Here is a 23338-nt window from a genome sequence, read left to right as displayed (position 1 = left end):
TTCAGCTCCTGCGGGTGATCCTCCGCCCAGGTCCTGGCGGCCAGCAGCTGGACGCCTCGATACAGCGCTCCGGAATCGCGCCCCAGCTCCTGCCACGTCTGCGCGGCGTCGGTGAGCCGCCGGTGAGCCGCCGGTGCACGAACAGGTTCTCGCGGTCGTCGGTCAGCCAGCGGTGCAGCCGGGGCCAGGCCCGGATCAGCGCTTCGTGCGCCACATCCACCGTGTCCTCGCTGAGGACGACCAGCCGCGCGGCCGCGAGCCGGTCCAGCACGCCCGAGGTGAGTCTGGGGTGGGCCAGGCCGACGAGTTCGGTCCGGGAGATGGGCCGCCTGGTGTCCTCGGTGCCGTCTCCGAGCGCGGTCAGCCGCACGAAGATCCTGCGTGCGGCCTGCTGCTCCGGCGAGGCGAGTTCGTGGTAGACGCGTTCCGCGCTCTGCGCGATAGCTCCGCGTACTCCGCCTGCCGCCTGGTAGGCCGACAGCGTGAGACTCGGTCCTGTGCGGTTCCGCCAGGTCTCCAGTAACGCGTGCGAGACCAGCGGCAGGCAGCCCGGTTCCTCGGCGGCGTCGGCCAGGACCGTGGCCAGCAGGCTGGGTTCCACGGTGAGGCCCGCCTGTGCGGCGGGCCGTACCACGATCTCCTGCAGGTCAGCGGGCGACATCGGTCCGACGAGCAGCTGGGCCTCGCCGCCCAGCGCCTCGACCAGGGCCGGATGCTGGGTCAGGTGGGCGAGGAAGTCGGCCCGTACGCCGAGGACGAGAACGGTGCCCGACAGGCTCAGCAGGGACTCGACGAACTGGCGCCGTTCCCCGTCGTCGGCGCACAGGGTGAAGATCTCCTCGAACTGGTCCACCACCAGCAGCGGGCGGCCGTTCAGGGCGGCGCTCAAGGCGGCGGGGTCGTCGCGGAGCTCTTTGGGATCGTCGCTGGACACCTTTGCCACCACGTCGGCCAGCGTGTCCATCGGGTGCTCGCCCGGCGTCATGATCAGCCCTTGGCCGTACGTGCCCAGCAGCCCGGCGCGCAGCAGGGAGGACTTTCCGCTGCCCGACGCCCCGAACACGCCGACCACCGGAAGGCGGCCGACCAGGTCGTGGAGCCGGTCGATCAGGTGGGAGCGGCCGAAGAACCACGCTTCGTCCTCCGGCTGGAACGCCATCAGCCCCCGGTACGGGCAGTCGTCCGCCTCCTGCGGCGGCTGATCTAAGGCGGGAAGGAGCTCCGCGTCACCGCGGAGCATCGCCTCGTGCAGGCGCTGGAGCACGGGGCCGGGCTCGATGCCGAGCTGAGCGTGCAGCAGATCGCGGGTCTCCCGGAAGACCTCCAGCGCCTCGACCTGACGGCCGGACCGGTACAGCGCGAGCATGAGGTGCCCGCGCAGGCTCTCCCGGTAGGGATGCTCCCGGGTGAGATCGGCCAGCTCGGCGGCCACCTCCACGTGCCCGCCCAGACCCAGCTCGGCCTCCGCCAGCCGCTCGTGCACGGTGAGCCGCGCCTCCTCCAGCCGCCTGGCCTCCTCCGTGATGAGCGCGCAGTCGCCGAACTCCGCGAACGCGGGTCCCCGCCACAGGTTCAGCGCCGCGCGCAGCCGGTCCCGCGCCGATTCGAGATCGCCGCGGTCCAGCGCTGCGTTCCCCTGCGCCGCCAGGCTGCGGAAACGCGTCGCGTCGAGCGCGTCGGTGATGATCGCGTACCCGCCCGGCCGGCCGGCCAGGACGTCGGCGCCGAACGTCCGGCGCAGCTGGTGGGCGTAAAGGTGGATGTTGCGGCGCGCGGACGCGGGCGGCTGGTCACCCCAGACGGCGGTGATCAGCCAGTCGATCGACACCGGCTGGCCGGCCTTGGACAGCAGCGCGGCCAGGGTGAGCTGCAGTTTTGGTGCTCCACCGACCGGAATCAGCGGACCGTCCCGGGAGACGCTCAGCGGTCCGAGAACGTGAAATTCCACTCAACTCCGCCCCCATCGGATATCGCATGAAGAATCCTGGACGCTGACCGGGTCTGTCAATCGGTTCGATCATGCGACGAGGGGCCACTGGCGGAAGAAAGATCTGATCCGGTACGGTCCAGCACGGTGGGCCGCTTCCGGTCGCCATGATGTTCCCGAGATAGCCGAACTCCTGGCGCGAGATGTGCCACCGTAACGCCGTACCAACGCTTCCACCAGAGGTCAAGGATTAATGCTGCCCACCACCAGACGTGGATTTCTCGCGGGCACCGGAGGCCTGGTCGCGGCCGGGCTCACCTCCGCGAGCGCGGCCGAGACAGCGGCGGCGAAAGGCCGCACCCCGCGCAACTTCGTCATCATCCTCGCTGACGACATGGGCTGGGGTGAGATCGGATGCTACGGGCAGCAGAAGATCGTGACTCCCCACCTCGACCGGCTGGCGGCCGAGGGCGTCCGGTTCGCCAGCGCGTATGCCGGGTCTTCGCTGTGCGCGCCGTCGCGCTGCACGCTGCTGACCGGCCTGCACGCCGGCCACGGAACCGTACGCGAGAATCCGGAGGGCGGGCCGCAGCGTTCCCTCGTCGCCGCCGACCTCACGTTCGCGGACCTGGCCAGGATGGCCGGATACCGGACGGCTTGCATCGGCAAGTGGGGGTTCGGCCCCGAAGCGCCGGGCCAGGTCTCCCATCCCAATGTCCGGGGATTCGACGAGTTCTTCGGCTATATCACCCACGCCCACGCCCATCAGTATTTTCCGTCCTACCTCTGGCACAACCGGGAGAAGGTCGCGCTCGACGGCAAGACGTACGCGCCGGATCTGTTACGCGACAAGGCCGTCGCCTTCATCAAGGAGGCCGACGACCGCCCTTTTCTCCTGCACTTCGCCACCATCCTTCCGCACTCCCCGAGCCAGGTCCCCGGCGACAGCGGCCGGTACGCGAATGAGCCGTGGACCCGTCCCAACCGACGCCACGCCGCCCAGGTGACCTGGCTGGACTCGCACGTCGGCGACATCGTCCGCGCGCTCCAGGAGGCCGGAGTGGCGGACGAGACGCTGGTGCTGTTCACCGCCGACAACGGGCCGCACCACGAGAAGGGCGTCGACCCGGCGATCTTCAACTCCAACGGGCCGTTCCGCGGGGTCAAGCGCCAGCTCTACGACGGCGGCATCCGGGTGCCCATGATCGCCTGGTCGCCGTCCCTCACCGCGAAGGTCGTTCACGAGCCCGTGGCGTTGTGGGACGTCCTGCCGACGCTGGCCGATTTCGCGGGTGTCCCCGCTCCGGCCAACCTGGACGGGAAGTCGTTCCGCGGCCTGCTGACCGGAGGGCGATATTCCGGACATGCGTTCCTGCTGTGGAACCGGCCGCGCAAGATGCAGGCGATCAGGCGCGGCCACTGGAAGCTGATCCGCTTCGCGCCGAACATCGCCGGAGCCGGGCCGGAAGGCCGCATCGAGCTCTACGACCTGCGCGGTGACCGCGGTGAGCGGCACGACGTCTCCGCGCGCAATCCGCAGCTGGTCGCCGAGCTCGTCGATCTCCTGGATCGGTCGATCGGGGACGATCCGCGGGTGCCGTACGGGCTGGAGGTGCGGGAGGAGGGGAGCGAGGTGATGGTGACCCTGCACAACGGCTCGGCGTCGCCGTGGCGGAACGTGCGGCTGAGCCTGGACACCTTCGAGAGCGAGCGTACGGATGCGCTGGAACCCGGGGCGGCGCTTACGGTGACGTTCACCTTCGCCGGGGACGCCGGGAGAGGTCCCCGCCTCGCCCGCGCGAGATTCACCGCGAACGGCCGGAAGGTGACGTTCCAGGCGAAGGCATAACTCTAGCGAAAGTTTCGGGGCGCCGGGCTGCGCAGCGGGAACGTCCTTTGCATTCAGCTAGTTTCCGAAATGTTTCGGCTTCGTCATGGACATATTTCCAGCTCAGGGGTGCGGCACAAAGAAACATTTCGACGCCTGCGTTGACGTGTTTCGAACGGATTCCCAGACTGATCGCGAACACCCACCCGGAAGGGAGAGCCTAGTGATCATCAGCTTAGGTCGCTCTAGGATCCGCTCGAAGGTCGTCGCGCTGACGGTGGCGGCGACGCTCTCGATCGCTGGAGCGGTAGCCCTGGTCTCCACCGAGGCCGCCGCGGCTGTTGGAGTGGAAAACGAAGGTGCCGACTGCACCGTGCCCGCCCTGCCCAGCGAAGGATCTTTGCCCACCAACTCCAGGCTCCCCGATCCCTTCAGGAAGCTGGACAATACCCGCATCTCCACTAAGTCCGACTGGCGCTGCCGACGCGAAGAGATCAAGAGGCTGGCGGAGCGCTTCGTTTACGGCGAGAAGCCCGGAAAGCCGACAAGCGTCACGGGAACGGTCTCGAACACCAGCATCACCGTGAACGTGAACCACAACGGCAGGAGTTCCAGCTTCTCGGCGAGCGTCTCACTGCCGAGCGGCACCGGACCTTTCCCGGCCGTCGTTGTCTATGGAGGATTTGGCGCGGACACGGCCGCCATCCGAGCGGCCGGCGCCGCCGTCATCAGCTACGACCCCTACGTGGTCGGACGCGAGGGCACCCCACGGAACAACAAGCAAGGCGCGTTCTACAGCATCTACGGCAACACCAGCAGCACCGGGCTGCTCGTCGCCTGGGGCTGGGGGGTGAGCCGGATCATCGACGTCATCGAGCAGTCGGGCGGCAACATTCTCAAAGCGGACGCGACCGGCGTCACGGGATGCTCGCGGTTCGGCAAGGGTGCTTTCGTGGCCGGTGCGTTCGATCAGCGCATCGCGTTGACCATGCCGATCGAGTCGGGCAGCGCCGGTGTTCCCATCTTCCGTGGGATCCCCGGGGAAGGTGCCCAGAGCCTGAGCAGCGCCTACGGCGAGCAGCCGTGGTTTGGCGACGCGTTCGGCTCCTTCACGGGCAGCCCGAACCGGCTTCCCGTGGACACGCATGAAACGGTGGCCATGATCGCGCCGCGAGGGTTGTTCATCATGGACAACCCGCACATCGCCAACCTGGGCCCCCGGTCCGCGAGTGTGGCGGCCCTGGGCGGCGCCGAGGTCTACAAGGCGCTCGGCGCGGGCGAGAACATCACCTACTGGTCCGACGTCCAGGACGGCACCCACTGCGCCAACAGGGCTGAATGGCGGACCCCGTTGCAGCAGAACATCCAGAAGTTCCTGCTGAAGACGGGCAACGCTCCTGGCGCGATCAGAATCTCGTCCAGGGCGCAGGGCAACCTGGCCGACTGGCGGGACTGGACGACGCCGACCCTCAGCGACTCCACCCCGAACCCGACCGACACCACCCCGCCGAGCACCCCGGGCACCCCGACCGCGTCCGGCGTGACCGCCACCAGCGCCACCCTGACCTGGGGCGCCTCCACCGACCAGGGCGGTTCCGGCCTGGCGGGCTACAACCTCTACCGCGAGCAGGGCACGACCGACCCGCAGATCGGCCAGTCCACCACCAACTCCACCACCCTGACCGGGCTGACCGCGAACACCCAGTACCAGGTGTACGTCCGGGCCCGGGACGGCGCGGGCAACCTGTCGGGCAACTCCGCCCTGGTCACCTTCACCACGGCCACCACCGGAGGCGACACGTCGCCGCCGACCGCCCCGGCCGGGCTCGCGGCCGCGGGGACCACGTCCACCAGCACGAACCTCGCCTGGACGGCCTCGACCGACGACAACGGCGTGAGCGGCTACGACATCCTGCGCGCCCCCGGCGCCACCGGCGGCACGTTCACCCAGGTCGGCACCTCGACCACGACCTCGTTCGGCGACACCGGACTGACCGCCAACACCACCTACCGCTACCAGGTCAGGGCGCGGGACGCCGCGGGCAACATCTCGCCGGTCTCCAACACCGCCCAGATCACCACCCTGCCCGGCACGTCCACCGGGACCTGTTCGGCCGTCGCGACCGTACAGACCCAGTGGGGCAACGGGTACGTGATCCAGCCGCTGACCATCACCAACACCAGCACCTCGACTATCACCGGCTGGACGGCCACGTTCACCCTGCCGGCCGGGCACACCCTGACCGGCTCGTGGAACGGCACCGTCACCGTCAGCGGGCAGACCGTGACCATCAGGAACGTCGGTCACAACGGCACCCTCGCCCCTGGAGCCAGCACGACCAGCGTCGGCTTCCAGGCGAGCCGCCCGAACGGCAACACCGCTCTCCCGTCCGGCTACACCTGCGCCTGATTCTCCTGACCCACCCACACCCCGGTGTGGGTGGGTCAGCTCATCGACAGGGTACGGCGGGCCTGACGGATGACGGCTTCGTCGACCATGCGCCCATCGTCGTCCACCAGGACGCCATCAGGGGTGTTCTCGAAACGGGTGATCAGCGCTTGGGCGCGCGAGAGCTCGCCGGGGGTCGGCGTGAAGACCTCGTGCACGATGGGGATCTGCGCGGGATGGATACACGCGCGGCCGTGGAAGCCCAGGCGTCGGAGGGCGTGCGTGGAGCGGCGGAGCGCGTCCGGGTCGGTGATGGCGGTGCTGACCGGAGCCAGCGGCGGGGCGAGACCGGCGGCGGCCGAGGCGAGGACGACGTGCGAGCGCGCCCAGAGGAGTTCGCGTTCGTCGTCGCCGGGATCGACGCCCAGGTCGGCGCGGAGATCGGCCTCGCCCAGCTGGAGGCGGGTGACCCGAGGTCCCTCGGCCAGCCGGGGTGCGCTCAGGACGGCCGCGGCGCTTTCCAGGATCGGGCAGAGCACGATGTGTGGGTGGCCGGCCAGCTTGCGATCCAGTTCGGCCAGCCAGTCGACGCTCTCGGTCTTGGCGACGCAGATGCCGGTCACGGCGGGGTGGGCGACCGCGGCGAGGTCGGCCAGGCCCGCCTCGCCGGGGTTGATCCTGATCCAGAGCTGCGTCTCCCGAGCCACGGCGGGGCCATCGGAGGCGAGCCAGCGGGCGACCGTCGCGCGGGCCTGCGGTTTGGCGGCGGCAGGGACCGCGTCCTCCAGGTCCACGATCAGCGAGTCGGCGCCGCGGGTGGCGGCGCCGGCCAGCTTGCCCGGCTGGTCCCCGGGGACATAGAGGGCAGATCTGACCAGGCCCGGCGCGGTCCGGGCAGACGTGGTCCGGCCGGGCGCGGTCCGTTCAGGCGTGGTCATAAGGACGTGCCAGGTAGCGGCCGGAGGGGCTGCCGACGACCTTCCCCGCCTCCAGGATGCGGGTGCCGCGCAGGAAGGTGTCGGTGACCTCGGCGGTGAGCTCGAAGCCTTCGAAGGGCGTGAACTCCTGGGTGGACTCGGAATCCTCGGCGCGGACGGTCCACGTGCGGGCGGGATCGACCAGGGCGATGTCGGCGTCCTTGCCAAGCGCGAGGGAGCCCTTGCCGCGCAAGCCGTACCGGACGGCGGGGTTGCGGGAGGTGAGGGCGGCGATGCGGCCGTAGGAGAGGCCGCGGCGGCGACCTTCGGTGATCATGCCGGGGAGCAGGTACTCGGCGCCGCCGAAGCCGGATTTGGCCAGGAAGATGTCGTCGCGCGGGTCGCCGAACTTCAGCTCGTCGCGGCAGCAGGCGTGGTCGCTGACCACCCAGTCGACGGTGCCGTCGGCGATGTACTCCCAGAGCGCCTCCACGTCCTCGCGCGGCCGCAGCGGCGGGTTGACCTTGCCGCCCAGGCCGTGCGCGGTGGTGATGTCGGCGAGCAGGTGGCCCACCGTGACCTCGCGGCGGAAGTCGATGTGCGGGAAGGCGGAGGCCATCCGCACCGCCGCGTCGACCGCCTTGCGGGAGGACAGGTGGAGCAGGTTGATGGTGGGCAGGCCGGTCTCGTGCGCCAGGTATGCGGCGATGGAGACCGCCAGGCCCTCGGAGTGCGGGGGCCTGGAGGCGCTGTAGGCGGCCAGGCCGGTCAGCTCGCCGGCCTCCTCGACCATCCGGGTGTAGGCGGTCATGATCTCGGCGGTCTCGCAGTGCAGGGACAGCGAGATCTCCTCGGCCAGGTGCGGGAACCGTTCCCTGGCCGCGCGGACGCCGCGCATCACGAACTCGAAGTGCGCGTAGTCGTACCGCTCGCCCGGCGGGGTCATCAGGAACGCGCTCTGGTCGGCCGAGCGCCCGTGCAGCCCGTGGCCGCCGTAGAACATGAAGACCTTGAACGAGGTGACCCCGAACCGCTCCACCAGGTCGGGGATCTCCTCGATGTGCCGGTTGGACATCGGCGCGAGGTGGAAGGCGTAGTCTACGTGCGCGCCGCCCCGCGCCAGGTCCAGCACCTCGGGGAAGAAGTCGGCGTAGTCGCCGCCCTTGTTCAGGTAGTACTGGCCGGTCCGCATGTAGGTGAGGGCGGAGGTGACCCCGCCCTGGGCGCAGGCCCGGCTCTCGCTTGCGGTGTCCTCGGCCAGCGGGTTGTAGATGCCCCAGTGCTGGTGGGCGTCGACCACGCCGGGAAAAGCGAGCTTCCCGCCGCCGTCCACCACCTGGGGGACGCCGGTCACGTCGACGCCGGGGGCCACCGCGGCGATCTTCCCGTCCCGTACGGCGATGTCGCCCGCCACCGGGTCGTCCCGGTCAGGGTCGACGATCAGGACATTCTTAATCACCAAGTCGAATTCACTCATCGCCGTCCTCCAGTTCCGCCAGCGGGCGGAGCAGCTCGCTCACGTGCGCCAGGCCGGTCAGCCCGCGCACCCGTTCCGCCACCTCGGCGGCTCGGCCGACCGGCAGCCGCCCCTTGGTGTTGTCCAGGAACTTGCCGGTCAGCTCGGCCTCCGACAGCGGCCGGTCCGGGCCGCCCCGGTTGGTCAGCACCTCCTGCCGCCACTCCCGGCCGTCGGAGTCCACGGCGGTCAGGATGGCGGGGAACTGGGCCGGGAAGATCGCCGTGGCCCGGTCGTCGGCCACCACCTCGACCTTGGCCATCAGCGCCCGGCGGCGCGGGTCGCGGGCCAGCTCGTCGGTGTAGTCGTCCAGGCTCGCGCCAAGACCGCCCCCGCCGAGCAGGCCGGTGACCACCGCGTACGGCCCGCTGAACTGGGCCTGGTAGCCGGTCTCCGGCGCACGCTTGACCTCGATCGGCTGCCCGATGGTGCGGACGACGGGCGCGGGCACCCCGAGCACCAGCCGGTCCACCCGGTCCGGGTCGAGGCCCTGCTCGCGCAGCGCGCGGGCGGCGTCCACGGCGGTATGGGTGAAGTGGTTGGCGGGATACGGCTTGAAGAAGATCCCAGGAACCGCCCACTCGACCCCGAGGCCACCAGTGATCTGCGCGGCCTCGTAATTCCCGCCGAGGAACGCCTGGAAGAAGCCGAACCGGCCCTCCAGGACGGTCGGCGGTCCGGTGAAGCCGCGCCGGACCAGGTCGGCGGCGGTGACCGCGGCATGCGCGGCCCACCCGCAGTGCAGCCGCTTGACGGTGCCACCGGTCCGGTTGGACTCGATCAGGCCGGACGCCATGGAGGCAGCCACGCCCAGGCAGTCGAGCAGCCCTTCGGCGTCCAGGCCGAGCAGCAACCCGGCCGCGACCGAGCCGCCGAGCGTGCCGCAGATGGAGGTGGCGTGCTGCCCGCGCTCGAAGAACGTGGAGTTGCCGGCCTGCGGGTCGTACCCGGCCATGCCGAGCCTGGCGCAGACCTCCAGGCCGATCGCGATGGCCCGGACCACCTCCTCGCCGCTCGCGCCGGACAGTTCGGCGGCGGCCAGCGCGGTCGGCACCACGGACGCGCTCGGGTGGAGCACCGACGGGAGGTGGGTGTCGTCGTAGTCGAGCGAGTGGGCCAGCACGCCGTTGGCCAGCGCGGCCAGCGGCGCGGGCGACCCTCCTGGTCCACCGCCGACGACGTGCGCCTGCGCCGCCCCGCCCTGATCGCGTACGTACGACACGATGGCCGCGCTGGTGGGCAGCCGGTGCGCCGCCACGCACAGGCCGAGCACGTCCAGGACGCGCTGCTGCACGCTGACCACGACATCGCCGGGGAGCGAGCGGAAGGAGGTGTCGGCGGCGAACCCGGCGAGGATCCTGCCCAGGGTCGGCTCGGCCATCACGCCCCCCCGACGACGGCGAGCGGGCGCACGGGGGAGCCGGTCGCACCGTGCAGGGGCAGCGGGGCCAGCACGAAGGTGAACTCGTGCACGCCGGCGGCGGCGAGCTCCTCCAGCGCCATCGTCTCGATCAGGTAGATGCCGGCCTCGACCAGCAGCACCCGGTGCGCGGGCAGCGAGCTGTGCCCCCGGCCGGGACCCAGCCGCTCGAACGCGATGGTGTCCGCGCCCGCGGCGTGCACACCCCGTTCGGCCAGCCAGTACGCCCCCGCCTCGCCGATGCCCGGCACGCCGGTGTCGTGCCCCAGGTAGCGGGTGCGATCCGGGTCGTCGAAGTGGCGCCCCCAGCCACTGCGGATCAGCACCACGTCCCCCGGCCCGACCGGGGTGCTCTGGGCGCTTTCCGCCAGCTCCAGGTCGGCGGGAGTGATCTCGTACCCGCCGGGGCAAGGCCGCCCGAGGCGCGGAATGTCCAGCAGGACGCCGCGCCGGAACATCGGCTCGATGGTGTGCACCCCGTGATCGGGGTACCCGCCCTCGCGGCAGGCCAGGTGAGCGTCGGCGCCCCCGTGCAGCAGGCCATCGTGCGAGACGTGGGCCAGGGCGTCGATATGGGTGCCGACATGGGTGCCCATGACCAGCATGTCATTGGCGGCCGAGCCGCCGTCGCCGCGAACCCGGTCACCGTGCCGCCGGGGCAGGGTGCGCCAGTAGGCGGGATGGTTGGGCGACTGCGGCATGCCGACAAACAGCGGGCGGGCCAGGTCGTAGACGGTCAGCCCGCCGCGTACCGCCGCGAGCAGCGGGTCGATTCCGGTGATGGTCATGTCTTCTCGTTTCTTCAGCTGGGCGGCCTTCTTTCGCGGGAGTACGGCTATGCCACGATCTGCTCCTCCCGCAGCGCGGCCAGCTCCACCGCGTCCAGGCCCAGCTCCCCGGACAGCACGTGATCGGTGTCGGCGCCGAGCTCCCGGCCGGTGAACCTGATCCGCCCCGGGGTGGCCGACATCCGCCACATCACGTTGTGCATGAGCAGCGAGCCGAGGTCGGCGTCCTCGACCCGGGTGAGCATGCCGGTCTCCCGCACGTGCGGATCCCCGGCCAGGTCGCGGGAGTCGTAGACGGGGGCGACGGCGGCGCCCGCCTCGGCGAACGCGGCCAGCACCTGGTCGCGGGGCCGGGCCGCGATCCAGTCGCCGACCACCTTGTCCAGCAGCTCCACGTGCTCGGCCCGGCCTCGCCCGGTGGCGAACCATGGTTCGTCGATCAGCTCGGGGTCGCCGACCAGGCGCATCAGCCGCTCGGCGATCTGCTGGGCGCTGGTGGAGACGGCCACCCAGTGGCCGTCGCCGGTCCGGTAGGTGTTGCGCGGCGCGTTGTTGGTGGAGCGGTTGCCGTGCCGGGTCTCGACCACGCCGAGCTGGTCGTAGACGGTGGGGGAAGGGCCGACCGCGGTCATCAGCGGCTCCAGCAGGCTCATGTCGATGATCTGGCCGGGGTGTCCCGGGGTGCGTTCCCGGTGGAGCAGGGCCATCGTGGTGGCGGCGGCCGCGGCGATGCCGCACACGCTGTCGGCCAGGCCGAAGGCCGGGAGGGTGGGCGGTCCATCCGGGTCGCCGGTGAGGTGGGCGAAGCCGCTCATCGCCTCGGCCAGGGTGCCGAACCCGGCCCGGCCCGCGTACGGACCTTGCTGGCCGAAGCCGGTGATCCTTACGATGACCAGCCCGGGGTTGACCTCGTGCAGCAGGTCGGGGCCAAGACCCCAGCGTTCCAGGGTGCCGGGACGGAAGTTCTCCACCAGCACGTCCGAGCGCTCTGCCAGGCGCAGCAGCAGGGCGGCGCCCTTCGGGTCGCTGAGCTTCAGGCCGAGCGTCCGCTTGTTCCGGGAGATCTCCTTCCACCACAGCGCATGGCCGTCCTTGGACGCGCCGTGCCCGCGCATGCCGTCCCCAGCCACCGGGTGCTCGATCTTCAGCACCTCGGCGCCGAAGTCGCCGAGCAGCTGGGCGCAGAGCGGCCCGGCCAGGATGGTCGAGACGTCCAGGACCCGCAGCCCGTGCAGCGGTCCGTCCGGCATTGCTACCCCCAAGTCGTGAAAATCGTGAATTTAGGCCACGTCGCCCGGCGCGCCCGCGGCCGGGCGGTACCCGAGCTCGCTGGATATGACGGCCGCCGCCGCCACGATCTGCGCGGCCAATGCGTCCCTGCGGCTCCGGGTGAACATGTCCTGGTGGCCGCAGAGCGAGACCGAGCCGACCACCTGGCCGGTCGCCCCGTACACCGCGGCGGCGACGCTGGCCGCGCCCGACTGGCGCTCGCCGGAGCTGGCCGCGTAGCCGAGGCGGCGGATCCGGTCGATCTCCTCGCGGAGCGTGTCGGCCGAGGTGATGGTCGCGTCGGTGACGCTGTCCAGCCGGTGGTGGGCGACATAGTCGGCCACCTCGCCGTCCGGCAGCGCCGCCAGGATGGCCTTGGAGGACGACCCGGCGTGCAGCGGGTGGCTGGTGCCGAGCGCCACCGACATGCGGATCTCGTGGGTGGACAGCACCTGGTCCACGTACACCCGGGACCAGCCCTGCCGCAGCGACAGCGTGGAGGTCTCGCCGGTACGTTCGGTCAGCGCCACCAGGTGCCGGTGCGCGACCGCCGCCACGTCGAACTCGCGCATCGCCGCCAGGCCGATCTTCAGCGCCAGCGGCCCCAGCTGGTAGACCTTCGTGTCCTCGTCGAACCGCAGGAACCCGCCGACCACCAGCTCGCGCAGGATGCGGTGGGCCACCGCCTTGGACAGGCCGGTCTCCCTGGCGAGCATGGAGACGCCGGGCGGCCGGGGTGACCGGGCCACGGCGTCCATCACGGACAGGGCGCGGGCGATGCCCGATCTGGACGGTCCCTGCTCTTCTGCCAGGTCGTTGGGGTCCATCGGAGCCTTTTCTGTGGAAATGGTCATGGGGGAAGTCCAGTGGCAGGCGCGGCTCAGCCGCCACCGATCACTTCGATCGTGACCTTGGTGTTGCCGCGGATCGCGTTGGAGTACGGGCAGACCAGGTCGGCCTGCCGTACCAGGCGTTCCAGGTCTTGCTGCGGGCAGTCGGGGGCCTGGATGCGGAGCGCGGCCTCGATCCGGTAGGTCCCGCCGGGGGCGGTGCCGAGCGTGACGGCGGCGGTCACCTCGACCGGTCCGGTGGAGATCCGCTCGCGCCGGGCGACGACCGCCAGCGCGCTGTCGAAGCAGGCCGCGTACCCGGCGGCGAACAGCTCCTCGGGGTCGGTGCCGGCGGCCGTTCGGTCGGTCGGCCGGACCAGGGTCGCGGTGAAGTCGCCGGTGAGCGAATTGGCGGTGCCGCCGCGTCCGCCGGTGACCGCCACCCGCGCGGTGTAGACGGGAGTGAAGGGGGCCTGGCCGCGCGGGGCGTGCGCGAGCACGTGCGCGGCGGCCTCCTTGGCGAAGGCCTGCGGCTGCTCCTCGGCCACGAAGTCGGTGCCGCCGGGGATGGTGACCAGCGGAGCGTCCGGGAAGGCGGCGGTGACCACGTCGTTCATCCGGTTGAGCACGTCCTGGTCGCCGTGCAGGAGCAGGGTGGGGATCCCGGCCAGCGCGGGCACGTCCAGCTCGTGGTCGAACACGGCGCGGTAGGCGACCGCGTAGTCGGGGCCGACGCTCAGGTACTCGGCGACCTGGCGGCTGGCCGACTCGCCGGAGATGGTGGGGTAGAGCCAGCGGATGCGGTCCCAGATGACGGTCAGGTGGGCGCCGTCCGCGGTGACCGTGTAGCCGGGGGCGTACCCGGCCTTCTTCTCCGCGCGTTCGGCGGGGCTGTACAGGGGGATGCCCTGGAAGATCAGGCCGGTCACCCGGTCGCGCTGCTGGAGGGCGGCCTCGGCGGCGATGATCGCGCCGGTGTGCTGGCCGAGCAGGTGGACCCGGCCGAGGCCGAGGGCGTCGATGATCTGCCAGATCGCTCGCGCGTACTCGGGGATGGTCCATTGCGCGGGGGCGGCGTCCGACAGGCCGAAGCCGGGGGTGTCGACGGCGATGGCGTGCACGCCGTGCCCGGCCAGTTCGGCCAGCGCGGGCTCGTAGGTGGCCGAGGAGAGCGGGGACTGGTGGAGCAGCACCAGCGGCGGCGCGGCGGGGTCGCCGGCCGCGCGGTAGTGCACCTGCCCCCAGGGGAGGGTCAGGTACGCGCGCGGCGAGTCGCCCCGCAGATGAGACGCGTTGCTCACGCCGTCACCGCCATCGCGCCCATGACCTCGATCACGTGCTTGATCCCGTCGCGGTAGTCGTCCAGCCGGATGTTCTCGTCAGGACCGTCCACGCCGGAGTCGAACCTGGACACCCCGACCCCGACGATCGGCCGCCCCGCCAGCACGCCCTGGTTGCCCACCCACTGGGTGTAGGGCTCCACCACCGGCTCCGCTCCGTACACGCGCCGGGCGGCGTCGGCCACCAGCGTCACGAAGGGGTCGCGGTGGTCGGTGAGGTGCGGGCTGCTGGTCGCCATGGTCTGCACGGTCAGGTCACCGAAACCCTGGTCGGCCAGGTGCTTGACGATCGTCTCCCTGACCCGCACCGGATCCTGCCCGGCGATCAGGCGGATCTCCAGCTTGGCGGAAGCGGTGGCCGGGATGCCCAGGGTGACGTCGTCCCGGTTGTCGCCGCCGGTGAAGCCGGTGACGGTGAGCGTCGGGCGGGTCCTGATCTCGACGGCGGCCTGCTCGTCGGTCAGGTCCCCGATGAACCTGTTCACCCCGGCTCTGGTCCGCAGGAACTCCCCGTCGAAGTGCAGCGCCCGCAGCAGCGCCAGCTCGGTTTCGGTGGGCACTCGGGCGTCGTCGGCGAAGCCCGGCACCAGCACCGTGCCGTCCGGCCGCTGCAGGGTGGCCAGGGCCGCCGCGAGCCGGGCCGTCGCGGCCGGGAGCAGCGCGGTGTTCTGGCTGGTCAGCTCGCGGCCCAGGGTGGTCGCGGTGAGCCGCAGGTAGAGCACGCCCTTCTCGGACAGCTTCAGCAGCGGCCGGTCGGCGGCGTCCACCCAGGAGTTCTCCCAGAGCGCCGCGTCCGAGGCCAGCCGGTCGGCGTACGCCTGGACGAAGGAGGCCAGGCCCGGGCTGTGCAACTGCCGCTTGCCCTCGATCAGGAACCGGCTGGTGACCGGCGCGTCCAGCCCGGCCAGCCGGAACGCGGCCGCCGCGTGCACCCGGGACATCAGGGCGCCCTTGTCGTCGGCGACGCCGCGCGCGAACAGCCGCCCGTCCCGGATCTCGGCCGCGTACGGCGCGCTGGTCCACGCGTCGTCGTCCCCTGTCGGCTCCACCTCGACGTCATAGTGATTGAAGTGCAGCAACGCGGGAGAACCCCCGCCGAACTCACCGATCACGTACGGATAGGAGTGCTCCCACGGCACGACCTCGGCGCTCCCGCCCCACCGGCGCAGCGACCCGGCCACGAAATCGGCGGTGACCGCCATCTGATCCGGCTCCTGGCGGCGGCTCCGGATCCGGCACAACTCCTGAAGCTCGGCGACGAAGGTGTCGAAATGCTCGTCGACCGCGGCCAGCGCGGCCGAGACGTCGTACTGAGGCATGGGGGGTTCCTTTCAGTGAATGGTGACGCCGCCGTCAACGAAGATCGTCTGGCCGGTGGTCATCGCGGCAGCCGGGCTGAGCAGGAAGGCCACCGCGTTCGCCACATCGACGGGCCCGGCCATCCGGCCCAGCGGGATGCTCGCCAGCTTGTCCCGCAGGTACGCCGCGTCGGCTCGCACGTCGGCGGTCATCGCGGTGGGCACGATGGTCGGCCCGACCGCGTTGACCCGGATGCCGTCCCCGGCCCACTCCAGCGCGAGCACCCGGGCCATATGCATGACGCCCGCCTTGCTGACGCAGTAGCCGAGCGAGTCGCGGACCGCGACCTGCCCGTTGGTGGAGCCCAGGTTGACCACGCTGGCGTGGCCGGACCCGCGCAGCGCCGGGTGGGCGGCCTGCGACATTCGGAACGTGCCGGTCAGGTTGACGTCCAGCACGTCGGTGAAGTCACGCTCGGACATGGTGGTCGCCGGGCCGCGCCGGACGATGCCGGCGTTGTTCACCAGATGGTCCAGCCGCCCGTGCGCGTCGAGCACGGCGGCCACCAGCGCCCGGCAGGACTCGCCCGACCGCACGTCCACCTGGTGCCGGGTGTGCCCGGCCCCGGGCAGCTCCGGCAGCTCCCAGTCCGCCTCCGTCAGGTCGGCCAGCGCCAGGGTGGCCCCGCGCTCGGCGAGCACCAGCGCGACGGCCGCCCCGATACCACGCGCCGCGCCGGTGACCAGGGCCACCCGCCCGTCGAACCGGTTCACCGCGGTCATGCGCCGATCACCCGGCTGTCCTCGGCCCAGAAGGCGATCCGCCGCTGCAGGAAGCGGATCAGGAAGTGCGCGACCAGCCCGAGCACCGAAAGCACCACCAGCACCGCGAACATGCCGGAGATGTCGAAGTTGTAGTTGGTCTGCAGGAGCAGGTACCCCAGCCCCTCCTTGGCCCCGATGAACTCGCCGACCACCGCGCCGAGGATGGCGAACACGATGCCGATGTCCAGCCCGGCGAAGATGAACGGCAGCGCGGTCGGCAGCCGTACCAGGCGGAACACCTGCGCCTTGCTCGCGCCGAACACGGTCAGCATCTGGATCCGGTCGGCGTCCGCCGCGCGCAGCCCCTCGACCACGTTCACCAGCATCGGGAAGAACGAGATCACCGCGGCCATCACGATCTTGCTGGTCATGCCGAACCCGAACCAGACCACGAACAGCGGCGCGAGCGCCACCTTCGGCACGGTCTGGAACGCCACGATGTACGGCATCAGCGTCCGCTCCACCAGCCGGATCTGCGAGATCAGGGTGCCGAGCACGAGCGCCGCCGCGACACCGATCAGGTAACCGGCCAGCGACTCCTGGAGAGTCACCCACAGGTGCCTCCAGAACAGCTCGTCGCCGAGCTGGTCGCCGAGCGAGGCCGCGATCTGCGACGGCCGGGGCAGCACGTACGCCTCCACCCCGAGCGGTTCGAGCAGGAACTCCCAGCCGGCCACCACGACCACGAAGACGGCGGGGACGAGCACGATCTCCGGACGTTCCCTGAGGTCGATCCGCGGCTTGCGGGCGGTCGCGGGCGGTTTCACGGTCATGGTCATGGATCGTCCCTCGTCAGTCGATGGCGCCGGCGCCGTTGAAGTGCTCGCGGATCCGCTTCACGTACACGCCCGCCGCGTCGGAGGACACCAGCGAGATGTCGCGCGGCCGGCCGAGGTCGATCGGCACGATCTCGGCGATCCGCCCGGGACGGGGGCTGAGCACCACCACCCGGTCGGACAGGAACACCGCCTCGGAGATGGAGTGGGTGACGAACACGATGGTCTGGCCGCTCTCCCGCCAGATCCGCAGCAGCTCCACGTTCATGTGCTCGCGGGTCATCGCGTCCAGCGCGCCGAACGGTTCGTCCATCAGAAGCACCGCGGGGTCGTGCACCAGCGCCCGGCAGATCCCGGCGCGCTGCTGCATGCCGCCGCTCAGCTCATGCGGGTACTTGTCCTCGAACCCGTCCAGGCCGACCATGCTCAGCAGCTCGCGGGCCCGCGCGCGGTGGGTCGCGATATTCAGGCCCTGCACCTCGGCCGGGATCATGACGTTCTGCAGGATGGTCCGCCACGGCAGCAGCGTCGCCGACTGGAACACCATGCCGACCTCGGGAATGGGCTTGCGCACATCCCGCCCGGAGATCCGCACGACGCCCTCGCTCTTCGGGATCAGCCCGGCGAGGATCTTCAGCAGCGTGGTCTTGCCGCAGCCGGAGGGCCCGACGACCGAGACGAACTCGCCCCGCCGGACCGTGAAGCCGATGTCGGACAGCGCGTGCGTCGGTTCCGACCGGCGCGGCCGGTAGAACTTCTGCAACCCGCCGACCTCGATCCAGGACTCCTCGGCCGTGCCGGTCGCGGCGGTCGCGGACGCCCGGTGCGTTCTGATGGCCATCGGGCCCTCCTCTCGTGATGCTCGTTGTCGCGTTGTCAGCCGGCCGTGTACGCCTTCGCCTTGGTCACCACGGCGGCCGAGTCGAAGTCGTTGGCGCCGGTCAGGAGGCTCGCGTCCCACACCTCGGCCAGCGGCACCTCCTTGGTGATCTGGCCGGCGCCCAGCGTGTACGCCTGCGTCTTGGACCACTCGGCGTCGCTGATCGCGCCCCAGTTCGCGAACGTCTCCGGCGCGCCGGTGAGCGGGGTGGCGGTCTTGATCCAGGCGTTCAGCACCGTGGTGTCGCCCGCCAGCTGCGCCTTGGCGTCCTTACCGGCCAGGATCGCGGGGAAGACCTTGTAGCCCACGCTCATCGCGGCCTCCGGATTGACCGCGGAGAAGAGCATGCCCTTGTACGCGGCCCGCAGGTAGCGGGTGATCGCGTCCTTCTGCTCGGTCAGCGCCTCCTCGCGGACGGCGAAGGTGATCGACCGGATGCCCTGGAACATGTCCGGGTTGGGGAGGTAGTCGAAGGTGGTGCCGGAGTTGGCGATCACCTGGTAGGCCTGGTCGTAGAGGGCCAGCGCGTCCACCTCGCCGCCGTTGATCGCGGCCGCCGCCTGGGCGCCGACGCCGACCGGGACCAGCTCGACGTCCTTCTCCGGGTCCAGGCCCGCCTGCCGTACGAAACCGCGGGCGAAGGGGGCCGAACCGGAGGCGAGGCTGATCACGCCGATCCGCTTGCCCTTGAAGTCGGCGCCCGCGGCGATCCCGGAGCCCGGCTTGACGGCGATCTTCCAGGGCCAGTTCTGGACCAGACCGCCGATGGCCTTGATCTTCAGGCCCTTCTCCCTGGCGGCCAGGATCGACCCGGCGTCGGCGGCGGTGATGTCGGCGCTGCCGGAGGCGACCGCCTGGAGCGCGGCGACCGAGCCGTCGGTGTTGATCGTGCTCACCTCCAGCTTCTCCTCCGCCAGGAAGCCCTGGTCCTTGGCGACGCCGAAGGTGGCCACCTCCTCCTTGGGCCCGATCACCGCGGAGGCGATGGCGAACACCAGCGGAGTGACGGCGTCCCCGGTGGATTGCGCGGCCGGTTCGGGGTCGGAGCCGCAGGAGGACAGGGCGAGTGCGGTGGTGAAGGTGAGCGCGAGAGCAGTGATGCGGTGGGGGATTTTCATGGTTTTCGGCACCTCGTTCGAGCCGGCTATCGGGGGGTGGGGACGGGGACGATCCCGGCCTCGGGGAGATCGTTGAAAACGTTCTGCTCGACGATCAGTCCGTCGCGCAGCACGAACACGTCGGCGTAGCGCACGCCGGAGAACGGCTCGCCCGCGAGATCCTCGCCGTAGAGCGTGCCGAGCGAGATGACGACCTGGTCGGCGCCGTCACCCGCCGCCTCGAAGTAGCGGTCGCGCCGCTTGCGCACCCACCGGTAGGCGCCGCTCGCCGCCGCGGCCATCGCGGCCAGCGACGGGTGGCTGCGCCCGCCGGGGAAGTTCAGCCGCGCGCCCGGCGCCAGAAAGGCGGACGCGGCGGCCAGGTCGCGGTCCTCGCAGAGCTGGAGGTAACGATCGACCAGGGCGGCGGGGGACGGGCTCGTCATCAGCCGGCCTTCGCGGCGAGCGCCGCTTCCCACTGGTCGCGCAGCGGGTGCTCGGCGGGGCCGCTCTCGGTGATGATCCGCATCAGCCGGCCGATCAGGGCGTCCCGCTGGGCGTCCAGGATCTGGCGCTCCTCGGGGGTGGGCACCAGGGCGTCCAGCTCGCCCGCGGCCAGCACGCCCTTGCGGACCAGCAGCGCCTCCAGCGCGTGCAGCCGGTTGTTGGTCACGTGCAGGTCGGTGCCGAGCTGCAGGATCAGATCGAACAGCTTGCCCACCGCGCGGTCGTGGAAGTAGTCGAATTCGTCGGCCATCTTTACGTCACTCCGGCTTGGTCGCGGACAGGACGGCCCACGGGAAGTGCCATTCGCGGCGCTCTCCCCAGCCGTCGGGGCTGACGCCGTCCCGGCGCTCGTCGAACGGGGTCCAGCGGGGATCGACGAGCCCGGCGTCCCGGCACATCTGGAGCAGGTCGGAGCCGAACAGGTCGTGGAAGAACGGCTCGTTGTTCCGCTCGGCGTGCTCGAAGATGGTGGCGTCCCGGAACGGGTCTCCGGTCGGCTGGAACTCCAGGAAGCGGAGCGCGCCGCCCGGCTTGAGCAGGCGGGCCGCCTCCCGCAGGGTCTCGCCGACCGCCGCGGCGGGCATCTCGTGGAGCACCATCGTGCCGGTGACCACGTCGCAGGAACCGCCCTCCAGGCCGGTGGCCCGGCCGTCACCCTGCCGGTAGGAGATCCGCACCCCCGCTGCCTCGGCCTCGGCGTGCGCCAGGCGCAGCCCCGGTGCGGCCAGGTCGATGCCGATGACCTCGGCGTCCGGGTAACGGAGCGCCAGCGGGCGGGTGCTCTTGCCGAACCCGCAGCCGATGTCCACCACACGGGAGACACCGTCCGCCGCGGGCAGCGCCGTCTCGGTGAACAGGCGGTGGAACTTGTAGCCGTCGTTGTCGCGGAGCATGACGATCCGGGCGCCGAACTCGTACACGTAGGCGGACATGTCGTCGGAGTAGAAGCTGCCCGGCTGGATGTGGATGTCGTAGTCGGTGTACCAGGAGGGGAGTTCCAGGTCCGGGTCCAGGGTCAGGCTGCCGAGCACCTCGGACCCCTGGTCGTACTGGGCGAGCAGGTCGGCCCGGCGGCGCAGCACCGCATCCCCGGCGATCTTCCACAGCATCTTCTGCTGCACCCGCTCCAGGTGGCTGTACCACGGGTAGAGGTCCAGCTCCCGGAGCCGCCGTCCGGCCTCCGCGACGTCTCCCGAGGGCGGCCCGCTCTGGCTGTACTGCTCCGCCATCGTCGGGTAGACGGTGTCCGACCAGCGTTTCCGCATGGCCAGCACGAAGTCGACGGCGGAACGCTCGTCGAGCTCCAGACGGTCCTCGATGTCGATCACGTGACTTCTCCTCATGGTCAGCCCGCCTGCGCGAGCGCCGTGGCGCCGCCGACGGGGTCGGTAAGGAAGGCACCGGCGAGCCGGCCCTCGTACACGGCTTCGAGCGCGGTACGCGGAGCGTTGGCATCGCCGACGACGTGCACTCTCGGCGCGCTGTCCTGCCCGTCCAGCGCGCGATAGATTTCATCGGCGGCCTCCGGGCGGCCGGCGTCCACGACGGCGGAGACACCGGTCAGCTCCTCGGTCTCCCCGGTCAGGGAGTCCTGGAGGGTGACCCGGTCGCCGTTGGCGCCGGTCACGCTTCTGAGCAGGTGGGCCTTGACGCCGAGGTCGCCAAGGCGGCGGGTGAGGGCGAGCTTGGAGTAGGTGGTGACCCTGGCCGCGAGCGACGCGGTGGGGACGACCAGGTGCACCTTCGCGCCCAGCCGGGCCAGGTGCTCGGCGACCGAGGCCGCCGCCCAGCTTCCCTCGTCGTCGCGTACGACCACGGTGCCGCGCAGGTCGGCGAGTGCCCGTACGGCCTGCCACAGGTCGAAGACCGGCGGCCCGGCGGGCAGCTCGCGACGCAGGGGCCGGGACCCGGTCGCCACGATCACGTCGTCGAACCCGGCCAGCCGCCCGCCTGGCACCAGGTCGTCGGCCGTCACGCGCAGGCCGAGCCGTACTGATACGCCGGTCGCGGCCAGCCGGGCGGCGGGTTCGGCGGCGAGCAGCCCGAGCCGTTCCCGGCCCGCCACCTGGGCGGCCAGCACGATCTGGCCGCCCAGCCGGTCGGCCGCCTCGGCGAGCGTCACCTCGTGGCCCGCCCGGTGCGCGGCCAGCGCCGCCTCCGTCCCCGCCGGTCCGCCGCCGACCACCAGCACCCGCCGGGTCTCTTCATGCGGTCCGGCCCACACGGCCGCCCAAGCCCGCTCGGCCCCCACCTCCGGGTTGACCACGCAGGAGATCGGCAGACTCGCCTCCAACCTGCCGACGCAGCCCTGGTTGCAGGCCAGGCAGGAGCGGGCGGGCTCGCCCGCCATCGCGCGGCGGACCAGGTGCGGGTCGGCGATGTGCGGGCGGGCCAGGCCGACCAGGTCGGCGTCGCCGGACCGGACCAGATCGGCGGCCTCGGCCAGGGTGTCGAGGCGGCAGACGGCCAGCACCGGCAGGCCGGGGAACTCGCGCTTGAAGAGCGCGGCGTGGTGCCGGAACGGGGCGTGGCCGAAGCTCATGTCGGCCATCTGGGTGGCCAGCGAGTAACTGCCGTGGTAGGCGGAGTGGCTGACATGCACGTACGCCAAGGGGAACTCGCCCCGCAGAGTCGCGACGATCTCCACCACGTCGGGCGGGGTGAGACCGCCGGGCAGGAACTCGTCGGCGCTGACCCGGATGCCGACCGGCAGTCCCGGGGCCTGAGCCAGCACTTCGGTCAGCACCTCCCGGGTGAGGCGGAGCCTGCGGTCGGCGTCGCCCCCGTAGGCGTCGTCGCGCGTGTTGGAGAACGGGGAGAGAAACTGCTGGAGCAGATGGCCGTGGCCCAGGTGCACCTCGACGCCGTCGTATCCGGCCGCGCGCATCCGCCTGGCCGCCGCGCCGAAGGCGGCGACCACGGTGGCGATGTCGCTTCGGCCCATGGCGTGTGGAATGTGCGCGCCCGCGGCCCACGGCACCCCGGCTGGGGCCCAGGCGGCGGTGCGGGTGGCGTCGCCGCTGGCCTGCCGCCCGGCGTGCATGATCTGCGCGAAGATCGCCGCGCCGCCGGCCCGCACGGCCTCGGCCACCGCCGCGTACGCCGGGATCGAGGCGTCGTCGAAGCTGCCGAGGCTGATGTGGCGGCCCGCGCTGGTGGGGTGCACCCGGATCGCCTCGGTGATGATCATCCCGGCGCCGCCGTTGGCACGTTCTGCGTGGTAGTCCACGTGGCGGACGGTGGGGCGGTTGTCGTGGCCGAAGTTGGTGGTGTGGCCGGCGACGAAGACACGATTGCGCAGGTAGACGCCACCCAAGAGGAAGGGCTCCAGCAGCGGCCGGATTTCGCTCGACGTCATGCTCTGGTACCCAACCCTTCATGTGCGTTCCGTTCATTGGTACATCGTTCGTTTCACCGGGACGATATGGGTCAAGGTTCCAAGCCGTCAATGGTCTGCCTAAAACGAAACATTCCGGACACGCAGCGCCATCGGGAGTGAGCGGCTCTTCCCATCGCACGGGAGGCATCCCGAGGGGATGGGCCTGCGGCTCTGCCGAAGTCCATTTCCGCGGCCTAGTTAGGAGTGTTTCGCCGCCCTGGGACTCAGAGCTCCGGAAATTGAGCTCCGCGAGCCGTTGAATGTCGATCACGGGTTGATCGTGTAGGTGATGGGCCGGTCGTCGCCGGGTATCCGGGGCGGCTTGTTGTTGATCTCTTCGAGGAGCAGGGCG

At 71.1% G+C, this 23338-nt stretch carries 19 protein-coding genes; 2 read left to right on the top strand and 17 right to left on the bottom strand.

The features are described from left to right. Window position 1: 1 nt before the first annotated feature. Window positions 2-1948, bottom strand: a complete 1947-nt coding sequence (locus ABGB08_RS05355; RefSeq protein WP_347586894.1) for a BTAD domain-containing putative transcriptional regulator — start codon at window positions 1946-1948, stop codon at window positions 2-4. A gap of 232 nt (window positions 1949-2180) precedes the next feature. Between ABGB08_RS05355 and ABGB08_RS05350 the strand changes: the two genes are divergently transcribed. Beyond that, window positions 2181-3776: an arylsulfatase gene (locus tag ABGB08_RS05350; protein WP_347586892.1), complete on the top strand. Its 1596-nt coding sequence runs from the start codon at window positions 2181-2183 to the stop codon at window positions 3774-3776. Window positions 3777-3978: 202 nt separating this feature from the next. Beyond that, on the top strand, window positions 3979-6165 hold the full coding sequence (locus ABGB08_RS05345) for a fibronectin type III domain-containing protein (protein WP_347586890.1): 2187 nt from the start codon (window positions 3979-3981) through the stop codon (window positions 6163-6165). Window positions 6166-6200: 35 nt separating this feature from the next. On the opposite strand, the gene ABGB08_RS05340 is transcribed toward ABGB08_RS05345, so the two are convergent. Genes ABGB08_RS05340 through ABGB08_RS05265 form a run of 16 tightly spaced genes read right to left on the bottom strand, consistent with a single transcriptional unit; the run spans window position 6201 to window position 22965 of the window. After that, window positions 6201-7082: a CoA ester lyase gene (locus ABGB08_RS05340; protein ID WP_347586888.1), complete on the bottom strand. Its 882-nt coding sequence runs from the start codon at window positions 7080-7082 to the stop codon at window positions 6201-6203. Further along, entirely contained in the window at window positions 7069-8538 is a 1470-nt protein-coding gene (locus ABGB08_RS05335) for a dihydroorotase family protein (protein ID WP_347586886.1), read from the bottom strand. The genes ABGB08_RS05340 and ABGB08_RS05335 overlap by 14 nt, the downstream gene beginning before the upstream one ends. Then, window positions 8531-9958 (bottom strand): MmgE/PrpD family protein, encoded by a 1428-nt coding sequence (locus ABGB08_RS05330; RefSeq protein WP_347586884.1) that lies wholly within the window; start codon window positions 9956-9958, stop codon window positions 8531-8533. Before ABGB08_RS05330 ends, ABGB08_RS05335 begins: the two co-directional genes overlap by 8 nt. After that, the gene (locus ABGB08_RS05325; RefSeq protein WP_347586882.1) at window positions 9958-10785 is read right to left on the bottom strand and encodes a cyclase family protein; all 828 of its coding nucleotides are present in this window, start codon (window positions 10783-10785) and stop codon (window positions 9958-9960) included. The genes ABGB08_RS05330 and ABGB08_RS05325 overlap by 1 nt, the downstream gene beginning before the upstream one ends. A gap of 47 nt (window positions 10786-10832) precedes the next feature. Then, window positions 10833-12035, bottom strand: a complete 1203-nt coding sequence (locus ABGB08_RS05320; protein WP_347586880.1) for a CoA transferase — start codon at window positions 12033-12035, stop codon at window positions 10833-10835. 30 nt (window positions 12036-12065) lie between these two features. After that, the gene (locus ABGB08_RS05315) at window positions 12066-12908 is read right to left on the bottom strand and encodes an IclR family transcriptional regulator (protein WP_218041513.1); all 843 of its coding nucleotides are present in this window, start codon (window positions 12906-12908) and stop codon (window positions 12066-12068) included. 26 nt (window positions 12909-12934) lie between these two features. Further along, the gene (locus ABGB08_RS05310) at window positions 12935-14185 is read right to left on the bottom strand and encodes an Ohr family peroxiredoxin (protein ID WP_347586877.1); all 1251 of its coding nucleotides are present in this window, start codon (window positions 14183-14185) and stop codon (window positions 12935-12937) included. After that, on the bottom strand, window positions 14182-15543 hold the full coding sequence (locus ABGB08_RS05305) for a M20/M25/M40 family metallo-hydrolase (protein ID WP_347586875.1): 1362 nt from the start codon (window positions 15541-15543) through the stop codon (window positions 14182-14184). Before ABGB08_RS05305 ends, ABGB08_RS05310 begins: the two co-directional genes overlap by 4 nt. A 12-nt stretch (window positions 15544-15555) precedes the next feature. Beyond that, the gene (locus ABGB08_RS05300) at window positions 15556-16305 is read right to left on the bottom strand and encodes an SDR family NAD(P)-dependent oxidoreductase (protein WP_347586873.1); all 750 of its coding nucleotides are present in this window, start codon (window positions 16303-16305) and stop codon (window positions 15556-15558) included. Further along, window positions 16302-17126 carry an ABC transporter permease gene (locus ABGB08_RS05295; protein WP_347586871.1) on the bottom strand — a complete coding sequence of 275 codons (825 nt, stop codon included), beginning with the start codon at window positions 17124-17126 and terminating at the stop codon, window positions 16302-16304. Before ABGB08_RS05295 ends, ABGB08_RS05300 begins: the two co-directional genes overlap by 4 nt. Before the next feature lie 13 nt (window positions 17127-17139). Further along, window positions 17140-17964 carry an ABC transporter ATP-binding protein gene (locus ABGB08_RS05290; RefSeq protein WP_347586869.1) on the bottom strand — a complete coding sequence of 275 codons (825 nt, stop codon included), beginning with the start codon at window positions 17962-17964 and terminating at the stop codon, window positions 17140-17142. A 35-nt stretch (window positions 17965-17999) separates the two neighbouring features. Next, window positions 18000-19121, bottom strand: coding sequence for an ABC transporter substrate-binding protein (locus tag ABGB08_RS05285; RefSeq protein ID WP_347586867.1), 1122 nt, complete (start codon window positions 19119-19121; stop codon window positions 18000-18002). Window positions 19122-19147: 26 nt separating this feature from the next. Further along, window positions 19148-19546 carry a nuclear transport factor 2 family protein gene (locus tag ABGB08_RS05280; RefSeq protein WP_347586865.1) on the bottom strand — a complete coding sequence of 133 codons (399 nt, stop codon included), beginning with the start codon at window positions 19544-19546 and terminating at the stop codon, window positions 19148-19150. Beyond that, a complete protein-coding gene (locus tag ABGB08_RS05275; RefSeq protein ID WP_155346338.1) occupies window positions 19546-19857 on the bottom strand; it encodes a hypothetical protein in 312 nt (103 codons plus the stop codon). Before ABGB08_RS05275 ends, ABGB08_RS05280 begins: the two co-directional genes overlap by 1 nt. A 7-nt stretch (window positions 19858-19864) precedes the next feature. Beyond that, window positions 19865-20935, bottom strand: coding sequence for a methyltransferase domain-containing protein (locus ABGB08_RS05270; RefSeq protein ID WP_347586862.1), 1071 nt, complete (start codon window positions 20933-20935; stop codon window positions 19865-19867). A 17-nt stretch (window positions 20936-20952) separates the two neighbouring features. After that, entirely contained in the window at window positions 20953-22965 is a 2013-nt protein-coding gene (locus ABGB08_RS05265; RefSeq protein WP_347586860.1) for an FAD-dependent oxidoreductase, read from the bottom strand. Between the last annotated feature and the right edge of the window lie 373 nt (window positions 22966-23338).

Origin of the sequence: Acrocarpospora sp. B8E8 (assembly GCF_039871605.1) — a bacterium.
GTDB lineage: Bacteria > Actinomycetota > Actinomycetes > Streptosporangiales > Streptosporangiaceae > Acrocarpospora > Acrocarpospora macrocephala.
Note: the sequence above shows the minus strand (reverse complement) of the source record. Positions and strands in the feature narration are given on the sequence as shown.

What these genes read in the sequence shown, in the direction of transcription:
- ABGB08_RS05300 (WP_347586873.1), bottom strand. Translation starts at nt 16,305, where the DNA reads ATGACCGCGGTGAACCGGTTCGACGGGCGGGTGGCCCTGGTCACCGGC.
- ABGB08_RS05275 (WP_155346338.1), bottom strand. Translation starts at nt 19,857, where the DNA reads ATGGCCGACGAATTCGACTACTTCCACGACCGCGCGGTGGGCAAGCTG.
- ABGB08_RS05265 (WP_347586860.1), bottom strand. Translation starts at nt 22,965, where the DNA reads ATGACGTCGAGCGAAATCCGGCCGCTGCTGGAGCCCTTCCTCTTGGGT.
- ABGB08_RS05280 (WP_347586865.1), bottom strand. Translation starts at nt 19,546, where the DNA reads ATGACGAGCCCGTCCCCCGCCGCCCTGGTCGATCGTTACCTCCAGCTC.
- ABGB08_RS05305 (WP_347586875.1), bottom strand. Translation starts at nt 15,543, where the DNA reads ATGCCTCAGTACGACGTCTCGGCCGCGCTGGCCGCGGTCGACGAGCAT.
- ABGB08_RS05330 (WP_347586884.1), bottom strand. Translation starts at nt 9,958, where the DNA reads ATGGCCGAGCCGACCCTGGGCAGGATCCTCGCCGGGTTCGCCGCCGAC.
- ABGB08_RS05285 (WP_347586867.1), bottom strand. Translation starts at nt 19,121, where the DNA reads ATGAAAATCCCCCACCGCATCACTGCTCTCGCGCTCACCTTCACCACC.
- ABGB08_RS05290 (WP_347586869.1), bottom strand. Translation starts at nt 17,964, where the DNA reads ATGGCCATCAGAACGCACCGGGCGTCCGCGACCGCCGCGACCGGCACG.
- ABGB08_RS05350 (WP_347586892.1), top strand. Translation starts at nt 2,181, where the DNA reads ATGCTGCCCACCACCAGACGTGGATTTCTCGCGGGCACCGGAGGCCTG.
- ABGB08_RS05295 (WP_347586871.1), bottom strand. Translation starts at nt 17,126, where the DNA reads ATGACCATGACCGTGAAACCGCCCGCGACCGCCCGCAAGCCGCGGATC.
- ABGB08_RS05325 (WP_347586882.1), bottom strand. Translation starts at nt 10,785, where the DNA reads ATGACCATCACCGGAATCGACCCGCTGCTCGCGGCGGTACGCGGCGGG.
- ABGB08_RS05315 (WP_218041513.1), bottom strand. Translation starts at nt 12,908, where the DNA reads ATGACCATTTCCACAGAAAAGGCTCCGATGGACCCCAACGACCTGGCA.
- ABGB08_RS05340 (WP_347586888.1), bottom strand. Translation starts at nt 7,082, where the DNA reads ATGACCACGCCTGAACGGACCGCGCCCGGCCGGACCACGTCTGCCCGG.
- ABGB08_RS05320 (WP_347586880.1), bottom strand. Translation starts at nt 12,035, where the DNA reads ATGCCGGACGGACCGCTGCACGGGCTGCGGGTCCTGGACGTCTCGACC.
- ABGB08_RS05335 (WP_347586886.1), bottom strand. Translation starts at nt 8,538, where the DNA reads ATGAGTGAATTCGACTTGGTGATTAAGAATGTCCTGATCGTCGACCCT.